General features: G+C 61.6%; 17 protein-coding genes. 13 read left to right on the top strand and 4 right to left on the bottom strand.

Features of this window, described 5'->3' with window-relative positions; translation table 11 throughout:
• Window positions 1-133 precede the first annotated feature (133 nt).
• A complete protein-coding gene (locus tag LNV08_RS09465) occupies window positions 134-331 on the bottom strand; it encodes a hypothetical protein (RefSeq protein WP_263533440.1) in 198 nt (65 codons plus the stop codon).
• Window positions 332-978: 647 nt separating this feature from the next.
• Between LNV08_RS09465 and minC the strand changes: the two genes are divergently transcribed.
• From minC to minE, 3 genes are all read left to right on the top strand, one after another.
• Window positions 979-1,872, top strand: coding sequence for a septum site-determining protein MinC (minC, locus tag LNV08_RS09460; RefSeq protein ID WP_263533439.1), 894 nt, complete (start codon window positions 979-981; stop codon window positions 1,870-1,872).
• 70 nt (window positions 1,873-1,942) lie between these two features.
• Window positions 1,943-2,758: a septum site-determining protein MinD gene (gene minD, locus LNV08_RS09455; protein ID WP_263533438.1), complete on the top strand. Its 816-nt coding sequence runs from the start codon at window positions 1,943-1,945 to the stop codon at window positions 2,756-2,758.
• A 10-nt stretch (window positions 2,759-2,768) separates the two neighbouring features.
• A complete protein-coding gene (minE, locus tag LNV08_RS09450; protein ID WP_263533437.1) occupies window positions 2,769-3,026 on the top strand; it encodes a cell division topological specificity factor MinE in 258 nt (85 codons plus the stop codon).
• A 2-nt stretch (window positions 3,027-3,028) separates the two neighbouring features.
• On the opposite strand, the gene LNV08_RS09445 is transcribed toward minE, so the two are convergent.
• Together LNV08_RS09445 and LNV08_RS09440 are read right to left on the bottom strand one after the other, a co-directional pair.
• Window positions 3,029-3,280 (bottom strand): VF530 family protein, encoded by a 252-nt coding sequence (locus LNV08_RS09445; RefSeq protein WP_263533436.1) that lies wholly within the window; start codon window positions 3,278-3,280, stop codon window positions 3,029-3,031.
• Complete coding sequence (locus LNV08_RS09440) at window positions 3,277-3,867, bottom strand: 1-acyl-sn-glycerol-3-phosphate acyltransferase (protein WP_263533435.1); 591 nt, start codon at window positions 3,865-3,867, stop codon at window positions 3,277-3,279. The genes LNV08_RS09445 and LNV08_RS09440 overlap by 4 nt, the downstream gene beginning before the upstream one ends.
• 253 nt (window positions 3,868-4,120) lie before the next feature.
• Here LNV08_RS09440 and LNV08_RS09435 point away from each other — a divergent pair, with 253 nt between their 5' ends.
• From LNV08_RS09435 to LNV08_RS09425, 3 genes are read left to right on the top strand one after another with little or no spacing between them, the layout of a single operon-like run.
• Window positions 4,121-4,654, top strand: a complete 534-nt coding sequence (locus tag LNV08_RS09435; RefSeq protein ID WP_263533434.1) for a hypothetical protein — start codon at window positions 4,121-4,123, stop codon at window positions 4,652-4,654.
• Between the two features lie 4 nt (window positions 4,655-4,658).
• Window positions 4,659-5,567: a response regulator gene (locus LNV08_RS09430; RefSeq protein WP_263533433.1), complete on the top strand. Its 909-nt coding sequence runs from the start codon at window positions 4,659-4,661 to the stop codon at window positions 5,565-5,567.
• A gap of 17 nt (window positions 5,568-5,584) precedes the next feature.
• Complete coding sequence (locus tag LNV08_RS09425; RefSeq protein WP_263533432.1) at window positions 5,585-6,754, top strand: hypothetical protein; 1,170 nt, start codon at window positions 5,585-5,587, stop codon at window positions 6,752-6,754.
• A 33-nt stretch (window positions 6,755-6,787) separates the two neighbouring features.
• Here LNV08_RS09425 and LNV08_RS09420 read toward each other — a convergent pair whose 3' ends face one another.
• On the bottom strand, window positions 6,788-7,072 hold the full coding sequence (locus LNV08_RS09420; protein WP_263533431.1) for a 2Fe-2S iron-sulfur cluster-binding protein: 285 nt from the start codon (window positions 7,070-7,072) through the stop codon (window positions 6,788-6,790).
• A 94-nt stretch (window positions 7,073-7,166) separates the two neighbouring features.
• Here LNV08_RS09420 and LNV08_RS09415 point away from each other — a divergent pair, with 94 nt between their 5' ends.
• From LNV08_RS09415 to LNV08_RS09385, 7 genes are all read left to right on the top strand, one after another.
• Window positions 7,167-9,047 (top strand): M3 family metallopeptidase, encoded by a 1,881-nt coding sequence (locus tag LNV08_RS09415; RefSeq protein ID WP_263533430.1) that lies wholly within the window; start codon window positions 7,167-7,169, stop codon window positions 9,045-9,047.
• A 7-nt stretch (window positions 9,048-9,054) separates the two neighbouring features.
• Window positions 9,055-9,564 carry a M48 family metallopeptidase gene (locus LNV08_RS09410; RefSeq protein ID WP_263533429.1) on the top strand — a complete coding sequence of 170 codons (510 nt, stop codon included), beginning with the start codon at window positions 9,055-9,057 and terminating at the stop codon, window positions 9,562-9,564.
• A gap of 104 nt (window positions 9,565-9,668) precedes the next feature.
• On the top strand, window positions 9,669-10,598 hold the full coding sequence (locus tag LNV08_RS09405) for a tRNA dihydrouridine synthase (RefSeq protein ID WP_263533428.1): 930 nt from the start codon (window positions 9,669-9,671) through the stop codon (window positions 10,596-10,598).
• The gene (locus LNV08_RS09400) at window positions 10,595-10,987 is read left to right on the top strand and encodes a translation initiation factor Sui1 (protein ID WP_263533427.1); all 393 of its coding nucleotides are present in this window, start codon (window positions 10,595-10,597) and stop codon (window positions 10,985-10,987) included. Before LNV08_RS09405 ends, LNV08_RS09400 begins: the two co-directional genes overlap by 4 nt.
• Window positions 10,988-11,151: 164 nt before the next feature.
• Entirely contained in the window at window positions 11,152-13,236 is a 2,085-nt protein-coding gene (locus tag LNV08_RS09395; RefSeq protein WP_263533426.1) for a TonB-dependent receptor plug domain-containing protein, read from the top strand.
• Between the two features lie 62 nt (window positions 13,237-13,298).
• Window positions 13,299-13,847, top strand: coding sequence for a YfiR family protein (locus LNV08_RS09390; RefSeq protein WP_263533425.1), 549 nt, complete (start codon window positions 13,299-13,301; stop codon window positions 13,845-13,847).
• The gene (locus LNV08_RS09385; protein WP_263533424.1) at window positions 13,844-16,435 is read left to right on the top strand and encodes an ATP-binding protein; all 2,592 of its coding nucleotides are present in this window, start codon (window positions 13,844-13,846) and stop codon (window positions 16,433-16,435) included. The genes LNV08_RS09390 and LNV08_RS09385 overlap by 4 nt, the downstream gene beginning before the upstream one ends.

The raw sequence follows: 16,435 nt of genomic DNA, 5'->3' as shown, positions 1-16,435 counted from the left end.
GACAGCAGTGCCGGGCAGGCCGGCATTTTAGGGCCTGCGCGAGCCAGGTCTTGGCTTCACCGCGTTAAAACACCGGGCCTAGCTTTGCGACCGGGTGATCAAGACCCGGCCAAGTCTCACCCAGGATTGATGCTCAGGTGGCAGCGGGAGGGGTGTCCGGGTTCGCAGTGGCTTCGCCTGCTGCGTCGCCTTCAGCGGTCTCGCTGCCCTCGGCAGGCTGGCCATCGCCGTCAACCTTGCCGCCGATCTTGCGCTGGCGCTTTTCTTCAACCTTGCGCTTCTTGGCCAATTCGCGCTGGCGTTTTTCGTATGAGTAGTTGGGTGTTGCCAATGCTGTGCTCCTGCAAGAGTCCGCGAGGCGCGGATTTGCCTTCACTGTAACCGCTGCGAGCGCTTATTCCCGCTGTCGATGTTTGCGCAGCGCCTCCTTTTGGCCTTGTTGACTTAGCGTCGAATGCTCCATTTGAGTTGAGACACGCGGCTTAAGTCTATGATTTTTAAGGGCTTCAAAGGCTATCCACCTTTGCTGTGGATAACTTTGTGGACAAGCCTTGTCTGCCGGCGTCAAGCCCTTGAAATGACGCGCTTGGGCTTAGCCTGCCTCATTTCGAAGCACTGTGCCCAGTCTTATATAAATCAAGCACTTAGCGTGCTCGCCTCGCTCCACTTCGGGCTGTTACAAAAATCCCTCCCCGGCGCTTGACCTTGGCGTGAAATGGGGATAAGTCAAGGCTGCAGTGGCAAATGTCACGAAAAACGGTGACACATGGTGTGCAAAGGCGACTGTTTTTTCCACATTGCCTGTGGATATTTATGTGGGTTGCTTCCGCAAAGGCGCGCTAAGTGCTTGATAGCGTTGGAACTTTGTTGCCTTGCCTGATTTTGTCGCAAATGTATGACGCGGCTTGGGGGCAACGCCTAGGGATGCTGGCGTGCGGCGCGGCTAAAATCGCGCCCTTTGCACAACAGCAGCACTCGATGTCTCAGGCACAGCAAGGTACACAGCAAGGTCGGACGGCGTCAAAAATAGCCGATGTATTCGAGTTGAAGAGCGCTTCTTTGAGCCTGCTCTCCTTGGTTCTGAAGTCGGCCGATTTGAGCGTGCTGGCAGCTGCCCTGCATGCGCGCTTGGGCGACACGCCGGATATGTTCAACCACGAACCTTTGCTGATCGATCTGACCCACCTCGTGCGGGCAGACGCTGCGGTGGCGGGCGATGCTGCGACGCCGACGCAAATGAATCTTGACGACGCGACGCAAGGCGGCGGGCTCGACCTCGCCGGCTTGCTGGATTTGCTGCGTGGCTACAAGATGCAGCCGGTGGCGGTGCTCGGCGCCAATGCGGCAGAACTGGCGCAGGCGCTGGCGCTGGGCCTGGCGGATTCGCCGGAAGCCGACTTCGTTCAAGGCAACGCTGCGCTTTCAATGGCTGAGCTTGAGCCGACTGAGGCGGGTGAGCAGGTGAGGGAAGTGCGGGAGGTTCGGGTCGAGGTGATCCGCGAAGTGATCCGTGAAGTTGCGGTGCCGGCTGAGGCGGCCAAGACCATGATCATCGACAAGCCCTTGCGCTCGGGCCAGCAGATCTACGCCAAGGGCGGTGATCTGGTGGTGTTGGCGCTGGTCAATCATGGCGCCGAGGTCATTGCCGATGGCAGCATCCATGTTTACGCACCGCTGCGCGGCAAGGCGATTGCCGGCGCCAAAGGCAATACCGATGCGCGCATTTTTGCCACCAGCATGGAGGCCGAGCTGATCGCGATTGCGGGCACCTACCGCACGACCGAGAACCCTTTGCCTGATACGGTGTTTGGCAAGCCGGCGCAAATTCGCCTGGAAGGCGAGAAGCTGGTGATGGAGCCGCTCAAGCTTTGAAATGAATGCAAGCAGGTCGCCGAACTTTTTGGCGGCGCATGGAACTATCAATTTTTAAGGATTTGATTCGATGACAAAAATCGTCGTAGTGACTTCGGGCAAGGGCGGCGTAGGCAAGACCACCACCAGTGCCAGCTTCGCAACTGGCCTGGCCCTGCGCGGCCACAAAACCTGCGTGATCGACTTTGACGTCGGTCTGCGCAACCTGGACCTGATCATGGGCTGCGAGCGCCGTGTGGTCTATGACCTGATCAACGTCATCAATGACGAGATCAAACTCAACCAGGCGCTGATCAAGGACAAGCAACTGGACAAGCTGTTTATCCTGGCCGCTTCGCAAACGCGCGACAAAGACGCGCTATCGGTCGAAGGCGTCGAGCGGGTGCTGGAAGAACTCAAGGCGATGGACTTCGAGTTCATCGTCTGCGACTCACCGGCCGGCATCGAGACCGGTGCTTTGATGGCCATGCATTTCGCCGACGAGGCGATCGTCGTGACCAACCCCGAGGTCTCCTCGGTGCGCGACTCGGACCGCATCCTGGGCATGCTCAATAGCAAGACCAAGCGTGCCATCGAAGGCAAGGAGCCCGTCAAGGAGCATCTGCTGATCACGCGTTACAACCCCAACCGGGTTGAGGGCGGCCATATGCTGTCGCTGGAAGACATTCATGAGATTTTGCGCACGCCGCTGATCGGCGTGATTCCTGAGTCCGAGATCGTGCTGCAGGCGTCCAACCAGGGCTCACCAGCCATCCATATGGCGGGCAGTGATGTGTCCGAGGCCTATAAGGACGTGGTGCGCCGCTTCCTGGGCGAGGAGCGTCCGATGCGCTTTGTCGAGGCGATCAAGCCGAGCTTGTTCAAGCGCTTGTTTGGCGGCAAGTGAGGAGTTTGAGATGGGATTTCTGAGCTACTTCCTGGGCGAGAAGAAGACCACCGCCAATGTCGCGAAAGAGCGTTTGCAGCTGATCTTGGCGCATGAGCGCAATGGCCGCACCGCCAGCCCCGACTACCTGCCGCAATTGAAGAACGAGTTGCTGGTGGTGATCTCCAAATACATGAAGATCGACCCGGATGACATCAAGGTGAGCCTTGAGCATCAGGGCGATTTGGATGTGCTGGAGCTGAAGATCGAGCTGCCCGACGGGCGTTGAATTTAGTTGCGTTGCTCGCGAGCTTGCTCGCGCAGCATGAACAAGTACAAGCTCTCCACCTTGGTGCGGGCCCAAGGTGTTTTGCGCAAGAACTTCAGGCTCGAGGCCACGCTTGGGTCGATCACAAACGACCTGATCTCGATGCGCTGCCCCAGCTCTTCCCAGCCGAAATAGTCGACCAAAGCGGTCACGATGGCCTCCAGCGTCAGGCCGTGCAGCGGGTCTTTGGACTTGATGGGGTTGTTCTGGTTCATTGATGGTCGAACTGTTGCCAGTTCTTGCCCTTGAATTGCGCGTAATAGGCCTTGATGCGGACCATGTCTGCCTCGATGTCACCGGTCGGGGTAAACACGGGCCCGAGGCCGCTGAGTTTGCGAGGGTAGTCCATGTACGCCATCACGATCGGGACTTGCGCGGTGTGGGCGATCCAATAAAAACCGGTCTTCCAGTAGCGGGTCTTGCTGCGCGTGCCCTCGGGTGGCACGATCAGCTGCACTTGGCCATCAGCGGCCACCAAGGCGGCGGCGGAGGCGGCGACTAGATTTGTCGACTGCTCCCGGTTCACCGCAATACCGCCCAGCCAGCGCATCAAGCCACCAAAGGGCCAGCGAAAAATCTGGCTCTTGCCCATCCAATACGGCGTTAGCCGCAGCGCGAAGGCCACCATCAAGGTGTAGGGCAAATCCCAGTTGCTGGTGTGCGGCGCGGCGATCAACACGCATTTGGCTTGGCCAGGCTGCAGGCTGCCTTCGATCTTCCAGCCCTTTAGCTTGAGGAAGGCCAGCGAGGCGCCGCGCAGCAAGCTGTTGATGACAGGCGTGGTGAAAATGGTTCGGTGCATGGGGCGAGCCGGTTGGCGATCAAATCAACGGGGCCATCAACAAATTGCGCCGGCCACGCAAGAGGCAGGGATTATCCAGTGCCCGCCGCACCCGCTGCGCAGTTTTCGGGTGCTCGATTCATATCCCTGGATAGCGAGTATTGGTGAGCAAGGGCGCAGTGAAAGCCCAAACAGCCTGCCTAGCCCGCAACTCCTCGGCGTTTGCGGCGCGCCGGAATCGGTGCACACTGCGCATTCGCCACGGAGTGTTCGCGTGCAAGCAGCGGTCGTCGCAACAAAATTAACCGATGTATGGGCGGGCTTGAGCGGCAAGACCTGCCCTTTTGTCGCGGCCGCTTGCTTGCCGAGTTTGCGGGCCGACGACGCCTGTTTTTCTCTGCCCATTGCCGATTGCATCACCGGTTTTTCCAGCCACCCACATGCCTTGGTTTTGCTGATGCTGGGCGCGGCCGATGCGCAAGCACTTGCCGCGGCCATGTTTGGCTTGCCCAGCGAGCAATTGCAGCCCGCCGACGTGCAAGATGCCGGGATGGAACTGTGCAATATTCTCAGCGCCTGTTTGCTGCAATGCCTGGAGGACAACAGTCTGACCAGCTTGGGTCTGCCCGAAATGCTCAGCCAGCCGCAATGGCAGGCCTTCAGTCATTCGGGCGAAACGCGCGCTTTGTTTGTTTCCGCTGACCAGGCCCAAAGGCTGGCGGTGATGCTGACCGATATTCATGCCCAAAGGGACGACGCATCCGCCAGCGATGCGAGTCAAGCGGGCGGCCTTTCTAGCGAGAACTAAAACCATGCAAACAGCCACACATGCTCCGCTGCGTGTCCTGATTGTTGATGACAGTCGGGCCATTCAAGCCATCATCCAGCGGGTCTTGCAAACCGGGGGGCTGGGGCCCTTGATGATCGAGTTGGCCATGGACGGGGAACAAGCGCTGCGTCTGGTGAGTGCATTTGAGCCCGACCTGGTGATCTCCGATTGGCATATGCCCAAGATCGGCGGCCTGGAATTGCTGCAGACGCTGCGCCAAATTGGCCGGCATGAAATCAAGGTCGGTTTCGTCACCACCGAAACTGCCACCCGTCACCTCGATCAGGCGCGCAGCAACGGCGCGCTGTTCGTGATCAACAAGCCCTTCAAGGACGAAGATTTGCTGCGCGAGGTGAAGAGCGCCTTGGCGCCGCGCTTGGCCGAGTTGCAAGCGCCGCCCGGTCCAGCGCCGGCCCTGGCTTCGGCCGAAGCGCTGAGCGGCTTGGTCAAGTCTTTTTTGCATGACATTCCGTTTCGGCTGATCCCCGCCCCGGGCCAGCAAATGAGCGATCTCAAGCTGCCCCACAACTTGGCTATGTATGTGGCGGCCGGTCACAAAACGCCGCATGCGCTGGGCGTGCTGGACGTCAACTGCTGCTGCATCCTGGGCGGCGGCGGGGCACAGATGCAGCCCGCGCCGGTGCGGGCGTCCATGCAGGTGGGCGCGCCCACGGCCGAGATGATGAAGTTCGCCGATCAGTTCATGCATTCCGCTGCGGGCCTGTTGGTCAAGTCCAAGGGCTCGCCCGAGGTGGCGCTGAAGGTGGCCAATTTGATGAGCAAACCGTTCGAGAAGATGGGGGCTTTGATGGCGCGCGGCCATGGGCGCAGCGACTACCGGCTTTCGGTGCCGGGTTACGGCGAAGGCCGGCTCGCTTTTGTGTTGATCTGACCCCGGAGACTTGCGAAATGGCGCTCACGCTTGAAAACCTCGCGGCCTTGTCGCTATTCCTGGCCAATGTGATTGTGATCATCGTGGTCATTGGCACTTATTGGCGCATGACCCGCTACGAGGAAAGCAATCACATCCATATCGTCAATGCGCTGCGGGAAACCCGCGAAGCCGGCCGAGCGATGAAGTCGGCCTCGAATGAATTGATGCGGGTGGCAGAGCGCGGTTTGGGCGGGGGCTCAGGGGGCGCCGGTGGAGGCGATTATTTTTCCCCGGCAGACATGCGTGGCTTGACCGAGCTGCCCTTGCTGATGCGGCAGTTGCTCAATACCTTCGGCGTGGACGGCAGTACGGATGCAGCCGGGGCCGACAAGGACGGGGTGGACCGTCTGCCCTGGCCCGAACATGCCAGCGATATGAATGAAGAGGGTTTGGAGGCGCTCAAGCGCAGCCACCGCAATGAGGTCGAGCGTATGCTGGCGCAGCGCCGCCGCGTGCAGCTGGAGTTGGCGCAGGCCCGCGAGCGGCTGGAGGAAAGCTCGCGGCTGCTCAACAACTTTCGTTCCCGGACCAGCCAGACACTCAATGATCAGGCTGAGATCAACGCGGCCCGCCAACGCGCCGAACAAGCGCGCGCGCAGATGCAGCAGTGGCAGGAGAAGCACGGCATGGCGGAAACCCGCGCCGAGCGGGCCGAGCGGACTGCCGCGCGCTTGCAGCGCGAGTTGGAGACTCTGGCCCTGAACCCCGACGCGACTGCGGCCAGCCCAAGCGTGGCAGCCGCAGCGGTGGACCCTGGTGCCTTGAAAAAGCTTGAGCGCGAAGCCAAGGCGCAGCGCGAGCAACTGGCGCAGGCCGGGGAGACGATCGAAAAACTGCGGCGCGATCTGGCCGTTTTGTCGGCCGACCCACCGCAGCACGATGGGGAAGAGCCCGATCAAAACCAACCGAGCGATCTCGACGATGCCCGCAAGCATTTGGAGAAGGAGATCGAGAAATTGAACGGCCGGGTCGAGGAGCTTGAAGACTCCTTGCGCCGCAATTTGGTGGAGAAGAACTTCATCGAAGAACATTACCTGGCGGAAACCCGCAAACAGCGCGAGGAAGAAGCCGCCGCCATGGAGGCTGCTACCTTGGCCGCGCCTGCCGCCGCGCAAGACGCACCGACTTCGCAAGCTCAAACCTGATGGCCTGAGCATGAGCCTGGGCCTGCGGCTGGATCAGGCTTCGGTAGGCCGCAGCAAAATCAGGTCGCTGCGGGCCTGCGCGACGCAGGGCAGAAACCAGCCCTCGGCCTTTTCTTCGGCGCTCAGCCCTGGCCAGTCGATCACATAGGCGATCTCGCCTTCCAAGAGCCGGCAGCGGCAGGCGCGGCAAGTGCCGTTGCGGCAGGAGCTCAGCAGCCCACCGCCACCTCTGAGCGAAGCGCGCAAGACCGTCAGGCCGGGCTCGGCCCAGAAGACGGTGGATTCGCCCGCCAGCGTGATTTTGAAACCTTTTGCCATTGCCGTCATCATCCCAGAAATGCCGAAAATGCCGGAAATGGCCGGCAGGCGCTATGCTCTCGGCCCTCGCAGACTCCACAAGAGCATCGCCTTCATGCAGACCGCCCAAGCAACAGCCCGTGCATTCTTCCAACAACTGAACAGCGACTACAACGCGGTCCACAAGACCAAGGAAGACCTGTTTTGGGCCACCTATATGGCCACCAGCGACGACCAGGCCGGTTTTGCCGTGGCCGAAGGCGCTTACAAGGATTTCATCTCCGATCCGGCCAAACTGAGCCGTACGCGGGACCATATCGCGGCGCTGCAAGCCTTGCCTGCGGCGGAGCAAGACGCGCCACTGCTGCACGGGCTGAAGGGCTGGCTGGCGCTGTTCGAGGCCAATATCATCGACAACGACGCCGCACGCGCGCTGATGAGCGAGATCATTCAAGCTGAGGCGGCTCTGTTTGCCAAAAAGCGCGATTTGCAGCCCACGCACCTGAACCAGCAAGGGCAAACGGAAGTTGCCTCGCTGACGATGCTGGCCACCAATTTGGCGACCAATCCGGTTGAGGCCAGCCGGCGCAGCTCGTTTGCGGCTTTTCAGGCGATCGAGAATTGGGTCTTGGCCAACGGCTTTTTGGACTTGGTCAAGCTGCGCAACCGCTTCGCGCGTGCCCTTGGCTTCGACAACTATTTCGAGCTCAAGCTGCGTAAGAACGAGCGCATGACGCCGGCGCAGCTGAGCGCCATCCTGGATGACTTTGTCGCCCGCACCGATGAAGCGCATGCGCGCACGCTGGGCGATCTGCAGGCCAGCCACGGCGCGGACGCGTTGGCGCCCTGGAATCTGCGTTTTTATTCCAGCGGCGACGTCGTGCGCCGCATGGACGAGTACATGCCTTTCGGGCCGGCCTTGCGGCGCTGGGTCGAATCGTTTCGGCGCCTGGGCATTCAGTACCGGGGGGCGACCATGCAGTTGGATCTGCTGGAGCGCAAGGGCAAGTATCAAAACGGCTTTTGCCACGGGCCTGTGCCCAGCTATGTGAATGAGCAGGGCGAGTGGGTGCCGGGGCAGATCAACTTCACCGCCGAGGCCAAGCCCGACCAGATGGGCAGCGGCCTGCGCGCCATCAACACCTTGTTCCACGAGGGCGGCCACGCCGCGCATTTCGCCAATGTGGCGCAAAACTCGCCTTGCTTCTCTCAGGAGTTCGCTCCGACCTCGATGGCTTATGCCGAAACGCAGTCGATGTTCTGCGACAGCCTGCTCGGTGATGCCGATTGGCTCAAGCGTTATGCCAAGAATGCGGCCGGTGAGGTCATCCCTGATCAGCTGATCCATGACCGCATCGCCAGCAGCCAGCCCATGCGAGCTTTTGATGAACGTTCGATTGCGGTCGTGCCCTATTTTGAAGCCGCGCTCTATGCCATGGCTGATGAGGAACTGACGGCGGAGGCTGTGCTGGCCTTGGCCCGCGCGACCGAGCACCGGGTGCTGGGTGTGGTCAGCCCACGCCCATTGCTGGCGATCCCGCATCTGCTCAATCAAGAGTCGGCGGCCAGCTACCAGGGCTATTTGCTTGCCCATATGGCGGTCTATCAAACCCGAGCCTTCTTTTTGCGTGAGCATGGCTTTCTGACCGACAACGGGGCGATTGGCCCTCAATTGGCCGAGCATTACTGGCAGCCCGGCAACAGCATTGACCACGACGCAACACTACGCAGCTTGACCGGTGAGGGCTTCTCGGCCCGCTATCTGGCCGAGGCTTGCAACCAGTCGGTTGACTCTTGCTGGGTTCAGGCGCAGGCCAGCTTGGCTGCAGCGGCAACGCGCGCCTATTCCGAGGCGGTGCCGGCCACGCTCGATGCGCATATCCGCATCGTCCACGGCGAACAGTTGCTGGCCGACAGCAGCGCCGGCGAAGCCGCCATGTGTGAGCGTTTTGAGTCCTGGATCGGCGAAAACTACGAAGTCCCCGCAAAACCCTAAGGTCGCAGTGAAGTCATTGAAGTATCTGGTCGGCTATCCGGCCGAAACGCTGCAGCAAGTTCAAGCCCTGATCGACGCCGGGCGGCTCGGTGAGCTGCTGGCGCGTCGCTACCCGCTTGGGCACGAGGTCCGCAGCGACAAGGCCTTGTTCGACTACACGCAGGACTTAAAGCTGCGCTATTTGCGCAATGCCGAGCCGCTGAACAAGGTCTGTTTTGATGCCAAGCTCAAGGTCATTCAGCATGCGCTGGGCACGCACACGCGGGCCTCCCGCGTGCAGGGCAACAAGCTCAAGGCCAAGCGCGAAATTCGCATCGCCGGCCTGTTCAAAGAGGCGCCGGCCGAGTTCCTGAAGATGATCGTCGTGCACGAATTGGCGCATCTGAAGGAACTTGATCACAACAAGGCTTTTTATCAGCTCTGCCAGCATATGGAGCCCAGCTACGGGCAGCTGGAGTTCGACTTGCGCCTGTATCTGACCCAGCAAGACATTGCCGCTGCGCAGGAGCAGGCATGATGGGGTCGAGCGCCGGGCCGCCCCAAGCCGACCCTCATCCCCTCGGGGGATCGCCCGCCCTTCCTGACGTCCGCGGTGGGCGAGGGGTCATTCTTCTAGCACCTATGGAAGGGCTGCTCGATCACATGCTGCGCGATGTGCTCACACGCGTCGGCGGCATTGACCGCTGCGTGTCCGAATTCATCCGCATCACCGATCGCTTGATGCCTAACCGTGTATTCACGCGCATCGTGCCTGAGCTCCTCAACGGCGGATTGACGCCTGCCGGTGTGCCCGTGCGCGCGCAGCTGCTGGGCTCGGACCCGGTCTGTATGGCGGAGAACGCCGCAAAATTGGCGGCGCTCAAGCCCGCCGGGATTGATTTGAACTTTGGCTGCCCGGCCAAGAACGTCAATCGGCACCGCGGCGGGGCGGTGCTTTTGGATGAGCCCGAGTTGATTTTGCAGATCGTCAGCGCCGTCAAGCGCGCGATGCCGCATGGCATGCCGCTGTCGGCCAAGATGCGGCTGGGCTATATGGACGACTCGCGCACGCTCGAATGTGCGCAGGCCATGGTGGACGGCGGCGCCGAGGAGTTGGTGATCCATGCTCGCACCAAGGCTGACGGCTACAAACCGCCCGCCTACTGGGAGCGTATTGACGCGGTCAGAACGAAGGTAGAGGTGAGCGTGGTCGCCAATGGCGAGGTCTGGACGGCTGCCGATGCACGCGCTTGTTTGCAGCAGTCCGGCTGCAGCGCCCTGATGCTGGGGCGCGGCATGGTGGCCGACCCAGGCTTGGCGCTGGCCATCTGCAGGCCCGCTGCTGCCGCCTTGAGCTGGCAGGAGCTCTTGCCTTTGATGCGGCTGTTTTGGGGCCAGGTGATGGTGCATATGCCGGCCAAACACCAGGCCGGGCGGCTCAAGCAATGGTTGCACTATCTGCGTCGCCGTTACCCCGAGGCCGAGGAAGCCTATTTGCGCGTGCGCACCATCAATTCGCCGTTTGAGTTGCACCTGCAACTGTTCGGCATGCCAGCGGAGGCCCCGATATGAAATCCAACAAACCCTTGAACGGTCTGGGCGCATTGGGCGCTTTGAGCGGCCTGGTCTATTCCACCGAAACGGGCCGCACCTGCCCCGACTGCCGCCAAGCCAAGGCCGACTGCCGCTGCGGCCGCCCGGTGTTACCCAAGGGTGACGGCGTTGTGCGCGTCTCCCGCGAAACCAAGGGCCGGGCCGGCAAAGGCGTCACTCTGGTCAAGGGCGTTCCGCTGGATGCCGAAGGGCTGGTCGCGCTGGGCAAGGAGCTGAAGACCGCATGCGGCTCGGGCGGCACGGTCAAGGACGGCGTGATCGAGGTGCAGGGCGACCACTGCGAGCGAGTGGTCGAGCTCTTGAAGAAAAAAGAGCCCAAGTGGCAGGTCAAGCGCGCCGGCGGCTGAGCCGGCAAAGAATGGGCTGACTCTGGGGATACACCACCGGCAAATAGCTGGCAAATAGCTGGAAAACGCCCCCTATATCGCCGATTCCCTGTAATGGTATTTTTACCCCTTTGCGGGTCGGCGCTATAGACTTGAATCCTGCTCATTCGCGGGGTCGGTCCATCATGAAGCACCAAGGATTGCTGCGGTCGTTCACCTTGCTCAGCTTGGGAGCCCTCGGTGCACTTCAGGGGCGTGCGGCCTCTTTGTTGGACCTGGACATTGACGCCTTGTCGCAGCTGGACGTGCGCAGTGCGACCGGCTTCAAGATGCCCGCACGCGAAGCGCCGGCGATCGTCGCCATCGTCACCGCCTCTCAAATCGAGGCTATGGGCGCGCGTACGCTCGAAGAGGCCCTGACCGGCGTGGCCGGCTTGCACATCTCGCCAAAGAATCGGCAGCCGCTGTTCGTCATCCGCGGTATGTATACGTTTGACAACCCGCAGGTCTTGGTGACGCTGAACGATGTGCCGATCAACCAGGTGTTTACCGGCGCTTTGGGGGCTGGCGTGCGCTTGCCTCTTGCCGGTGTAGAACGTATCGAAGTGGTGCGCGGGCCCGGTTCCGCCGTCTTTGGGGCCGATGCCTTTGCGGGCGTCATCAATATCGTGACGCGCGACCCCATGCGCGAACCCGAGACGGCCGCAGGTGTCAGCGCCGGCGCCTTCAACTCGGCCGGGCTGTGGGCGCGCAAGACGAGCAAGTTCGCCGACTGGGGCTTGATGCTTTCGGCCGAGGTGCAACGCAGTGACGGTGACCGCGCACGCCGCATCCCGGCCGATCAGCAGACCGAGTTTGACGGTATTTTTGGCAGTCAGGCCTCACTCGCCCCGGGGGCGCTGGATACCCAGTACCGCTTGAGTAATGTGCATGTCGAGCTGGCCCGTGCGGACCTGCAGCTGCGCCTTTGGCATTACCGCGCCGACAAAATGGGCGCCGCCTGGGGTATTGCCGGCGCATTGGATCCCAGCTCGCAATCCGAGGCGCGGCAGTCCTTGGCCGAGCTGCGCTGGCAGTTGCCGGGTGGCAGCGACGCGCTGCGCTCGGTGCTGAGGGCGTCTTGGGGCCAGCATTGGTTCGACGCAAACTACCGCGTCTTCCCGGCCGGTGCGGTGTTGCCGGTGAATACGCGTGGCGAGCTGTTCGGCGCGGGCGAGTCAAGCCTGTTCACCTTCAAGGACGGCGCAATCGGCAACCCCGGCTCAGAAGAGAACAGCTACCGCTTGGACTGGGAGTCGCAGTATTTGGGCTGGGATGGCCATCGACTGAGGTTGGCTTTCGGGGTCAACCGGCAAGATTTCCATGCCTGGGAGAGCAAGAATTTCAGCAATGGCGGGCCTGTCGGCATCCTGGTGGATGTGACCGGCACGCCAGCTGTTTATGCGCCCGATCTGTCGCGCAGCACGCGTTATATGTCGCTGCAAGATGTGTGGCGGCTGAATGACGCCGCTGAGGTGACGCTGGGCCTGCGCGCCGACCGTTTCAGTGACTTTGGCACGACCATCAACCCGCGTGCCTCGCTGGTGTGGCGACATGCGCCCGAGTTGGTCAGCAAATGGTTGTATGGCAGTGCTTTTCGCGCGCCGTCCATGAAGGAGCAGTTCGTCGCGTCCAACCCGGTGAACATCGGCTCAAAGACCTTGCGCCCGGAAAAGGTCGACACCCTGGAGTGGCAAATCGACTGGACGGCGGGGCCAAGCTTCAATCCGCGCCTGGCCTTGTTTTATTACGAAATGAAGGACTTGATTCGACTCGTCCAGGGCACTTACAAGAACGTGGGCGAGTTGTCGGCGCCCGGCGCCGAGTTGGAGCTGGATTGGCGCGCGACGGAGAGTTCGCGCTTGGCATTCAACTACGCTTATCAGCGGGCCAAAGACGGCAATGGCGACCCCGCGCCTTTTGCGCCGCGTCACAGCCTGAGTTTGAGTCTGGATCAGCGTTTGCTGCCTTCCTTGACCGCGAATGGTCAGGCACGCTGGGTGGGGGAGCGGCCGCGACCCGCGGGCGTGACAAAGTCGCCTTTGCCGGCCTATGCCTTGCTCGATCTGGGGCTGCGTTGGCAGGCGCCGGGCGAGCCCTGGTCTTGTTCAATGGGCCTGAAGAATGCGCTGAATGCCCGTGCCACCGAGCCACTGGACTCGCAGGCCATACCGGGGGACGCACCGATGCCGGGTCGGGAGTGGCGACTTGATTTCAGGATGGCGTTTTGAGCTGGGCCAAGCCAAGTTGCAAGCAAACATGTAAAGCGAATGCGCGTCGCTTGCATCTGGGTGTGTTGTGGCTGTTCGCTTGGATCGGCGCAGCCCTGCAGGGTCAGGCTGCCTATGCCGCGCCCGATGAATTGCCCAGCGAATATCGCCTGAAGGCAGCGTTTCTTTACCGCATCGGGCAGTTCGTGGAGTGGCCCGAGACCCCGCAGCGCGCTGGGGACTCGGCATTCACCATCTGCGTGCTGGGCAGCAACCCCTTCGGAGAAAGTCTGCGCGAGCTCAGCACCCGTTCCTTGGGCGCGCGCCCGATAGCTTTGCTCTACCCCAGCTCGGCCTCCGAAGCGCGCCTGTGCCAGATTGTCTACACCGATCTCCCGACCAAGAAGACCGTGCTTGAACTCAGTGCCCTGTTGGCCGACTCGCCCGTGCTGACCGTGGGAGGGGCGGCCCAGTTTGTCGACGCGGGCGGCGGTATTGGGTTTGTGGTGGTTGACGGCAAGCTGCGTCTGGAGATCAATCTGGACGTGCTCAAACGCGCCAATTTGAAGCCCAGTGCCAAGCTGGTCGAGGTTGCGGTGCGCACCGTTGGCGGCGCGAAAGGGCGGCCATGAAGCGGCTGGCGAATATGCCGATTCGCAGCCTCAGCGTCATGCTGATCATGGCGGTTTGCGTGGGCACCTTGCTCTTGTCCAGCCTCATTCACATTGCCTACGAGTCGCGCAATGCAAAGCAGGCCTTGGGGCTTGAGCTCACCACGGTGGCTACATTGCTGGGCAACCGCAGCACGGCGGCGATTGCCTTTGATGACCGCAAGACCGCCAACGAAAACCTGGCCAGCTTGCGCGACGTGCGGCATGTGGTGCTGGCCTGCCTTTACGGCGATCAGGGCGAGTTGTTTGCGCAGTACCAACGTGATGACCCATTGGTGGCGCCGAATAAGCGCTCTATGTGCCAGCCAGCACCGCCGCCGGAACAAGATTTATTGCAGATTCAAGCCGAGGCTATCCGGGTGCGCTTCCCCGTGAGCATTGACCAGCAAAGGCTGGCGCAGCTGTTCATTGATTCCTCGCTCGAAACGGTCAACGCGAGCATCCTGAGGCAGTTGAAGTTGCAGATCGGCGTGGTGCTGCTGGCTGCGGTGTTGGCCCTGTTGGCGGCCTTGCGCATGCAGCGTTTGATTTCTCACCCGATTCAAGACCTTAGCGGCGTGGCCAGAGCGATCGTCAGCACACACGATTATTCCTTGCGGGCAAGCCCGGCGGGTCCTGTCGAATTGATCGCGCTGGCGAGTGCTTTCAATCGTTTGATCGCCACCATCGAGCAGCAAAACGCGGAGCTTGAATCCGGGCGCATCGCCGCGCTGGGTCGCTTCGAGCGTTTGCGTGCCGACCAGGCGGTGCTGTCCGAACTGGCCAAATCTTCGGCCGCTACGGGCGCCGATGTGGCCTTGTTGGCGGGTCTGATGTGTCGGCGTTTGCTGGGCTTTTTTCAGCTGGGGCGCGTCAGCGTAGGCGTGCATAGCGAGGCCGATGGCTATGACTGCTTCGAGACGGCCAGCAAAGCAGCAGGCAGCGTCGCCCCGCAAAAGGCGGGTGAGGGCGTTTTGCGCCTCGGGATTGCTCACTGGGCTGCCAGTGGCGAGCGCTATTTGGCCGTGTCTGACTGCGGCTCGGAGTCGCGTCTTGGTCCGAATGAGCAGCTGCTGCTGGGCGCCTCGGGGCCGGCGAGCTTTTTGTGGGCGGCTGCGGGCAGCAGCCAATCGGGGCAGTTGAGCTATGTCTGCTTTGAGGTGTTCGGCCCTGAAGCACGCAGTTGGAGCAGCGACGACATCGCCCTGGCCTGCGAACTGGCCGACCTGATTGCCTTGGTCGAGCGAGACAGTCGCCGTCGCCGTGCCGAACGCTCTTTGCGCGCCAGCGACGCCTACAACAAATTGCTGTTTCGAGAGTCTTGTATGCCGCAAGGCATTTTGGATCCGACGGCGATGCGCTTTGTGGATTGCAACCGGGCCGCTTTGGCCGTGTTCGGGTTCTCGCGGCCTGCGCAGCTGTTGGGTTTGTCGCCCGCCGAGGTTGCGCCGGCCTTGCAGGCCGATGGCGGGGCTTCTGCCGACTTGTTGGTGGCGCATATTCGCGCGGCCTTGCATGGCGAGCTCAGTGTTTTTGAGATGCAACTCTTGCGCGCCGGGCAGCCGCCCTGGGAGGCGGAAGTGCATCTTGACCGCTTTGAGTCCGAGACGGCCACGCTGGTCCAGTTCAGCTTGATCGATATCTCGACCCGGGTGCAGGCGCAGCGCGCGATGGCCTCGCTCAATCAGGAGTTGGAGCTGCGGGTGGAGCGGCGCACTGCCGCCTTGTCCGACGCCAACCAACAGCTCTCCGACACCTTGGAAACCTTGCAAGAAACCAAGGACGAGTTGGTCCGCAATGAGCGGCTGGGCTCGCTGGGTGCCTTGGTGGCCGGCGTTGCGCATGAGCTCAATACACCGATAGGCAACAGCCTGGTGGTGGCCTCGACGCTGCAAGACGGGGCCGGCACACTGGCCGCAGAGGTGGCCGCAGGTACGGTGCGCCGCTCCAGCATGGCGAGCTATCTCGACATGGCCAAGGAGAGCAGTGCCCTGCTGATGCGCAATCTGCAAAGGGCGGCCGAGTTGGTGTCGCGTTTCAAGCAGATGGCGGCGGACCAAACCAGCGGTCAGCGCAGGCAATTCGAGCTGCGATCGACGGTGGAGGACATGGTCAATGCCCTGCAATCGCAGTTTGCAGCCACACCCCACAAGCTGCTTGCCGACATACCTGTTGGCATCCACATGGACAGCTGGCCCGGTGATCTGGAGCGCGTGTTGACGCAACTGGTGGGCAACACCTTGGTGCACGCGCATCAGGGTGAGAAAGAGGGCTGCACTCGAATCAGCGCCAGCTTGCATGACAAGGGGCAGCGTGTGCGTTTGATCGTTGCCGACGATGGCCGGGGCATTGACCCCAAAAGCCTGCCGCGCATTTTTGATCCTTTCTTCACCACGCGCTTGGGCTCGGGCGGCAATGGCCTGGGCTTGCACACGGTGTTTAGCTTGGTCACCAAGTCCTTGGGCGGGCGTATCTCGGTCGAGAGTGAGCTGGGCCAAGGCAGCCGCTTTATTGTGGATGTGCCCTGCGTCGCGCCCCAAGCCTCGCAGTACCGAGACTTCCCACATTGA

Source organism: Paucibacter sp. TC2R-5 (genome assembly GCF_025717605.1).
Taxonomy (GTDB): domain Bacteria; phylum Pseudomonadota; class Gammaproteobacteria; order Burkholderiales; family Burkholderiaceae_C; genus Paucibacter_A; species Paucibacter_A albus.
This window is presented reverse-complemented; position numbering and strand designations above follow the sequence as displayed.

What these genes read in the sequence shown, in the direction of transcription:
- LNV08_RS09400 (WP_263533427.1), top strand. Translation starts at nt 10,595, where the DNA reads ATGAAATCCAACAAACCCTTGAACGGTCTGGGCGCATTGGGCGCTTTG.
- LNV08_RS09405 (WP_263533428.1), top strand. Translation starts at nt 9,669, where the DNA reads ATGGAAGGGCTGCTCGATCACATGCTGCGCGATGTGCTCACACGCGTC.
- LNV08_RS09425 (WP_263533432.1), top strand. Translation starts at nt 5,585, where the DNA reads ATGGCGCTCACGCTTGAAAACCTCGCGGCCTTGTCGCTATTCCTGGCC.
- LNV08_RS09440 (WP_263533435.1), bottom strand. Translation starts at nt 3,867, where the DNA reads ATGCACCGAACCATTTTCACCACGCCTGTCATCAACAGCTTGCTGCGC.
- minE (WP_263533437.1), top strand. Translation starts at nt 2,769, where the DNA reads ATGGGATTTCTGAGCTACTTCCTGGGCGAGAAGAAGACCACCGCCAAT.
- LNV08_RS09445 (WP_263533436.1), bottom strand. Translation starts at nt 3,280, where the DNA reads ATGAACCAGAACAACCCCATCAAGTCCAAAGACCCGCTGCACGGCCTG.
- LNV08_RS09395 (WP_263533426.1), top strand. Translation starts at nt 11,152, where the DNA reads ATGAAGCACCAAGGATTGCTGCGGTCGTTCACCTTGCTCAGCTTGGGA.
- minD (WP_263533438.1), top strand. Translation starts at nt 1,943, where the DNA reads ATGACAAAAATCGTCGTAGTGACTTCGGGCAAGGGCGGCGTAGGCAAG.
- LNV08_RS09385 (WP_263533424.1), top strand. Translation starts at nt 13,844, where the DNA reads ATGAAGCGGCTGGCGAATATGCCGATTCGCAGCCTCAGCGTCATGCTG.
- LNV08_RS09430 (WP_263533433.1), top strand. Translation starts at nt 4,659, where the DNA reads ATGCAAACAGCCACACATGCTCCGCTGCGTGTCCTGATTGTTGATGAC.
- LNV08_RS09420 (WP_263533431.1), bottom strand. Translation starts at nt 7,072, where the DNA reads ATGGCAAAAGGTTTCAAAATCACGCTGGCGGGCGAATCCACCGTCTTC.
- LNV08_RS09415 (WP_263533430.1), top strand. Translation starts at nt 7,167, where the DNA reads ATGCAGACCGCCCAAGCAACAGCCCGTGCATTCTTCCAACAACTGAAC.
- minC (WP_263533439.1), top strand. Translation starts at nt 979, where the DNA reads ATGTCTCAGGCACAGCAAGGTACACAGCAAGGTCGGACGGCGTCAAAA.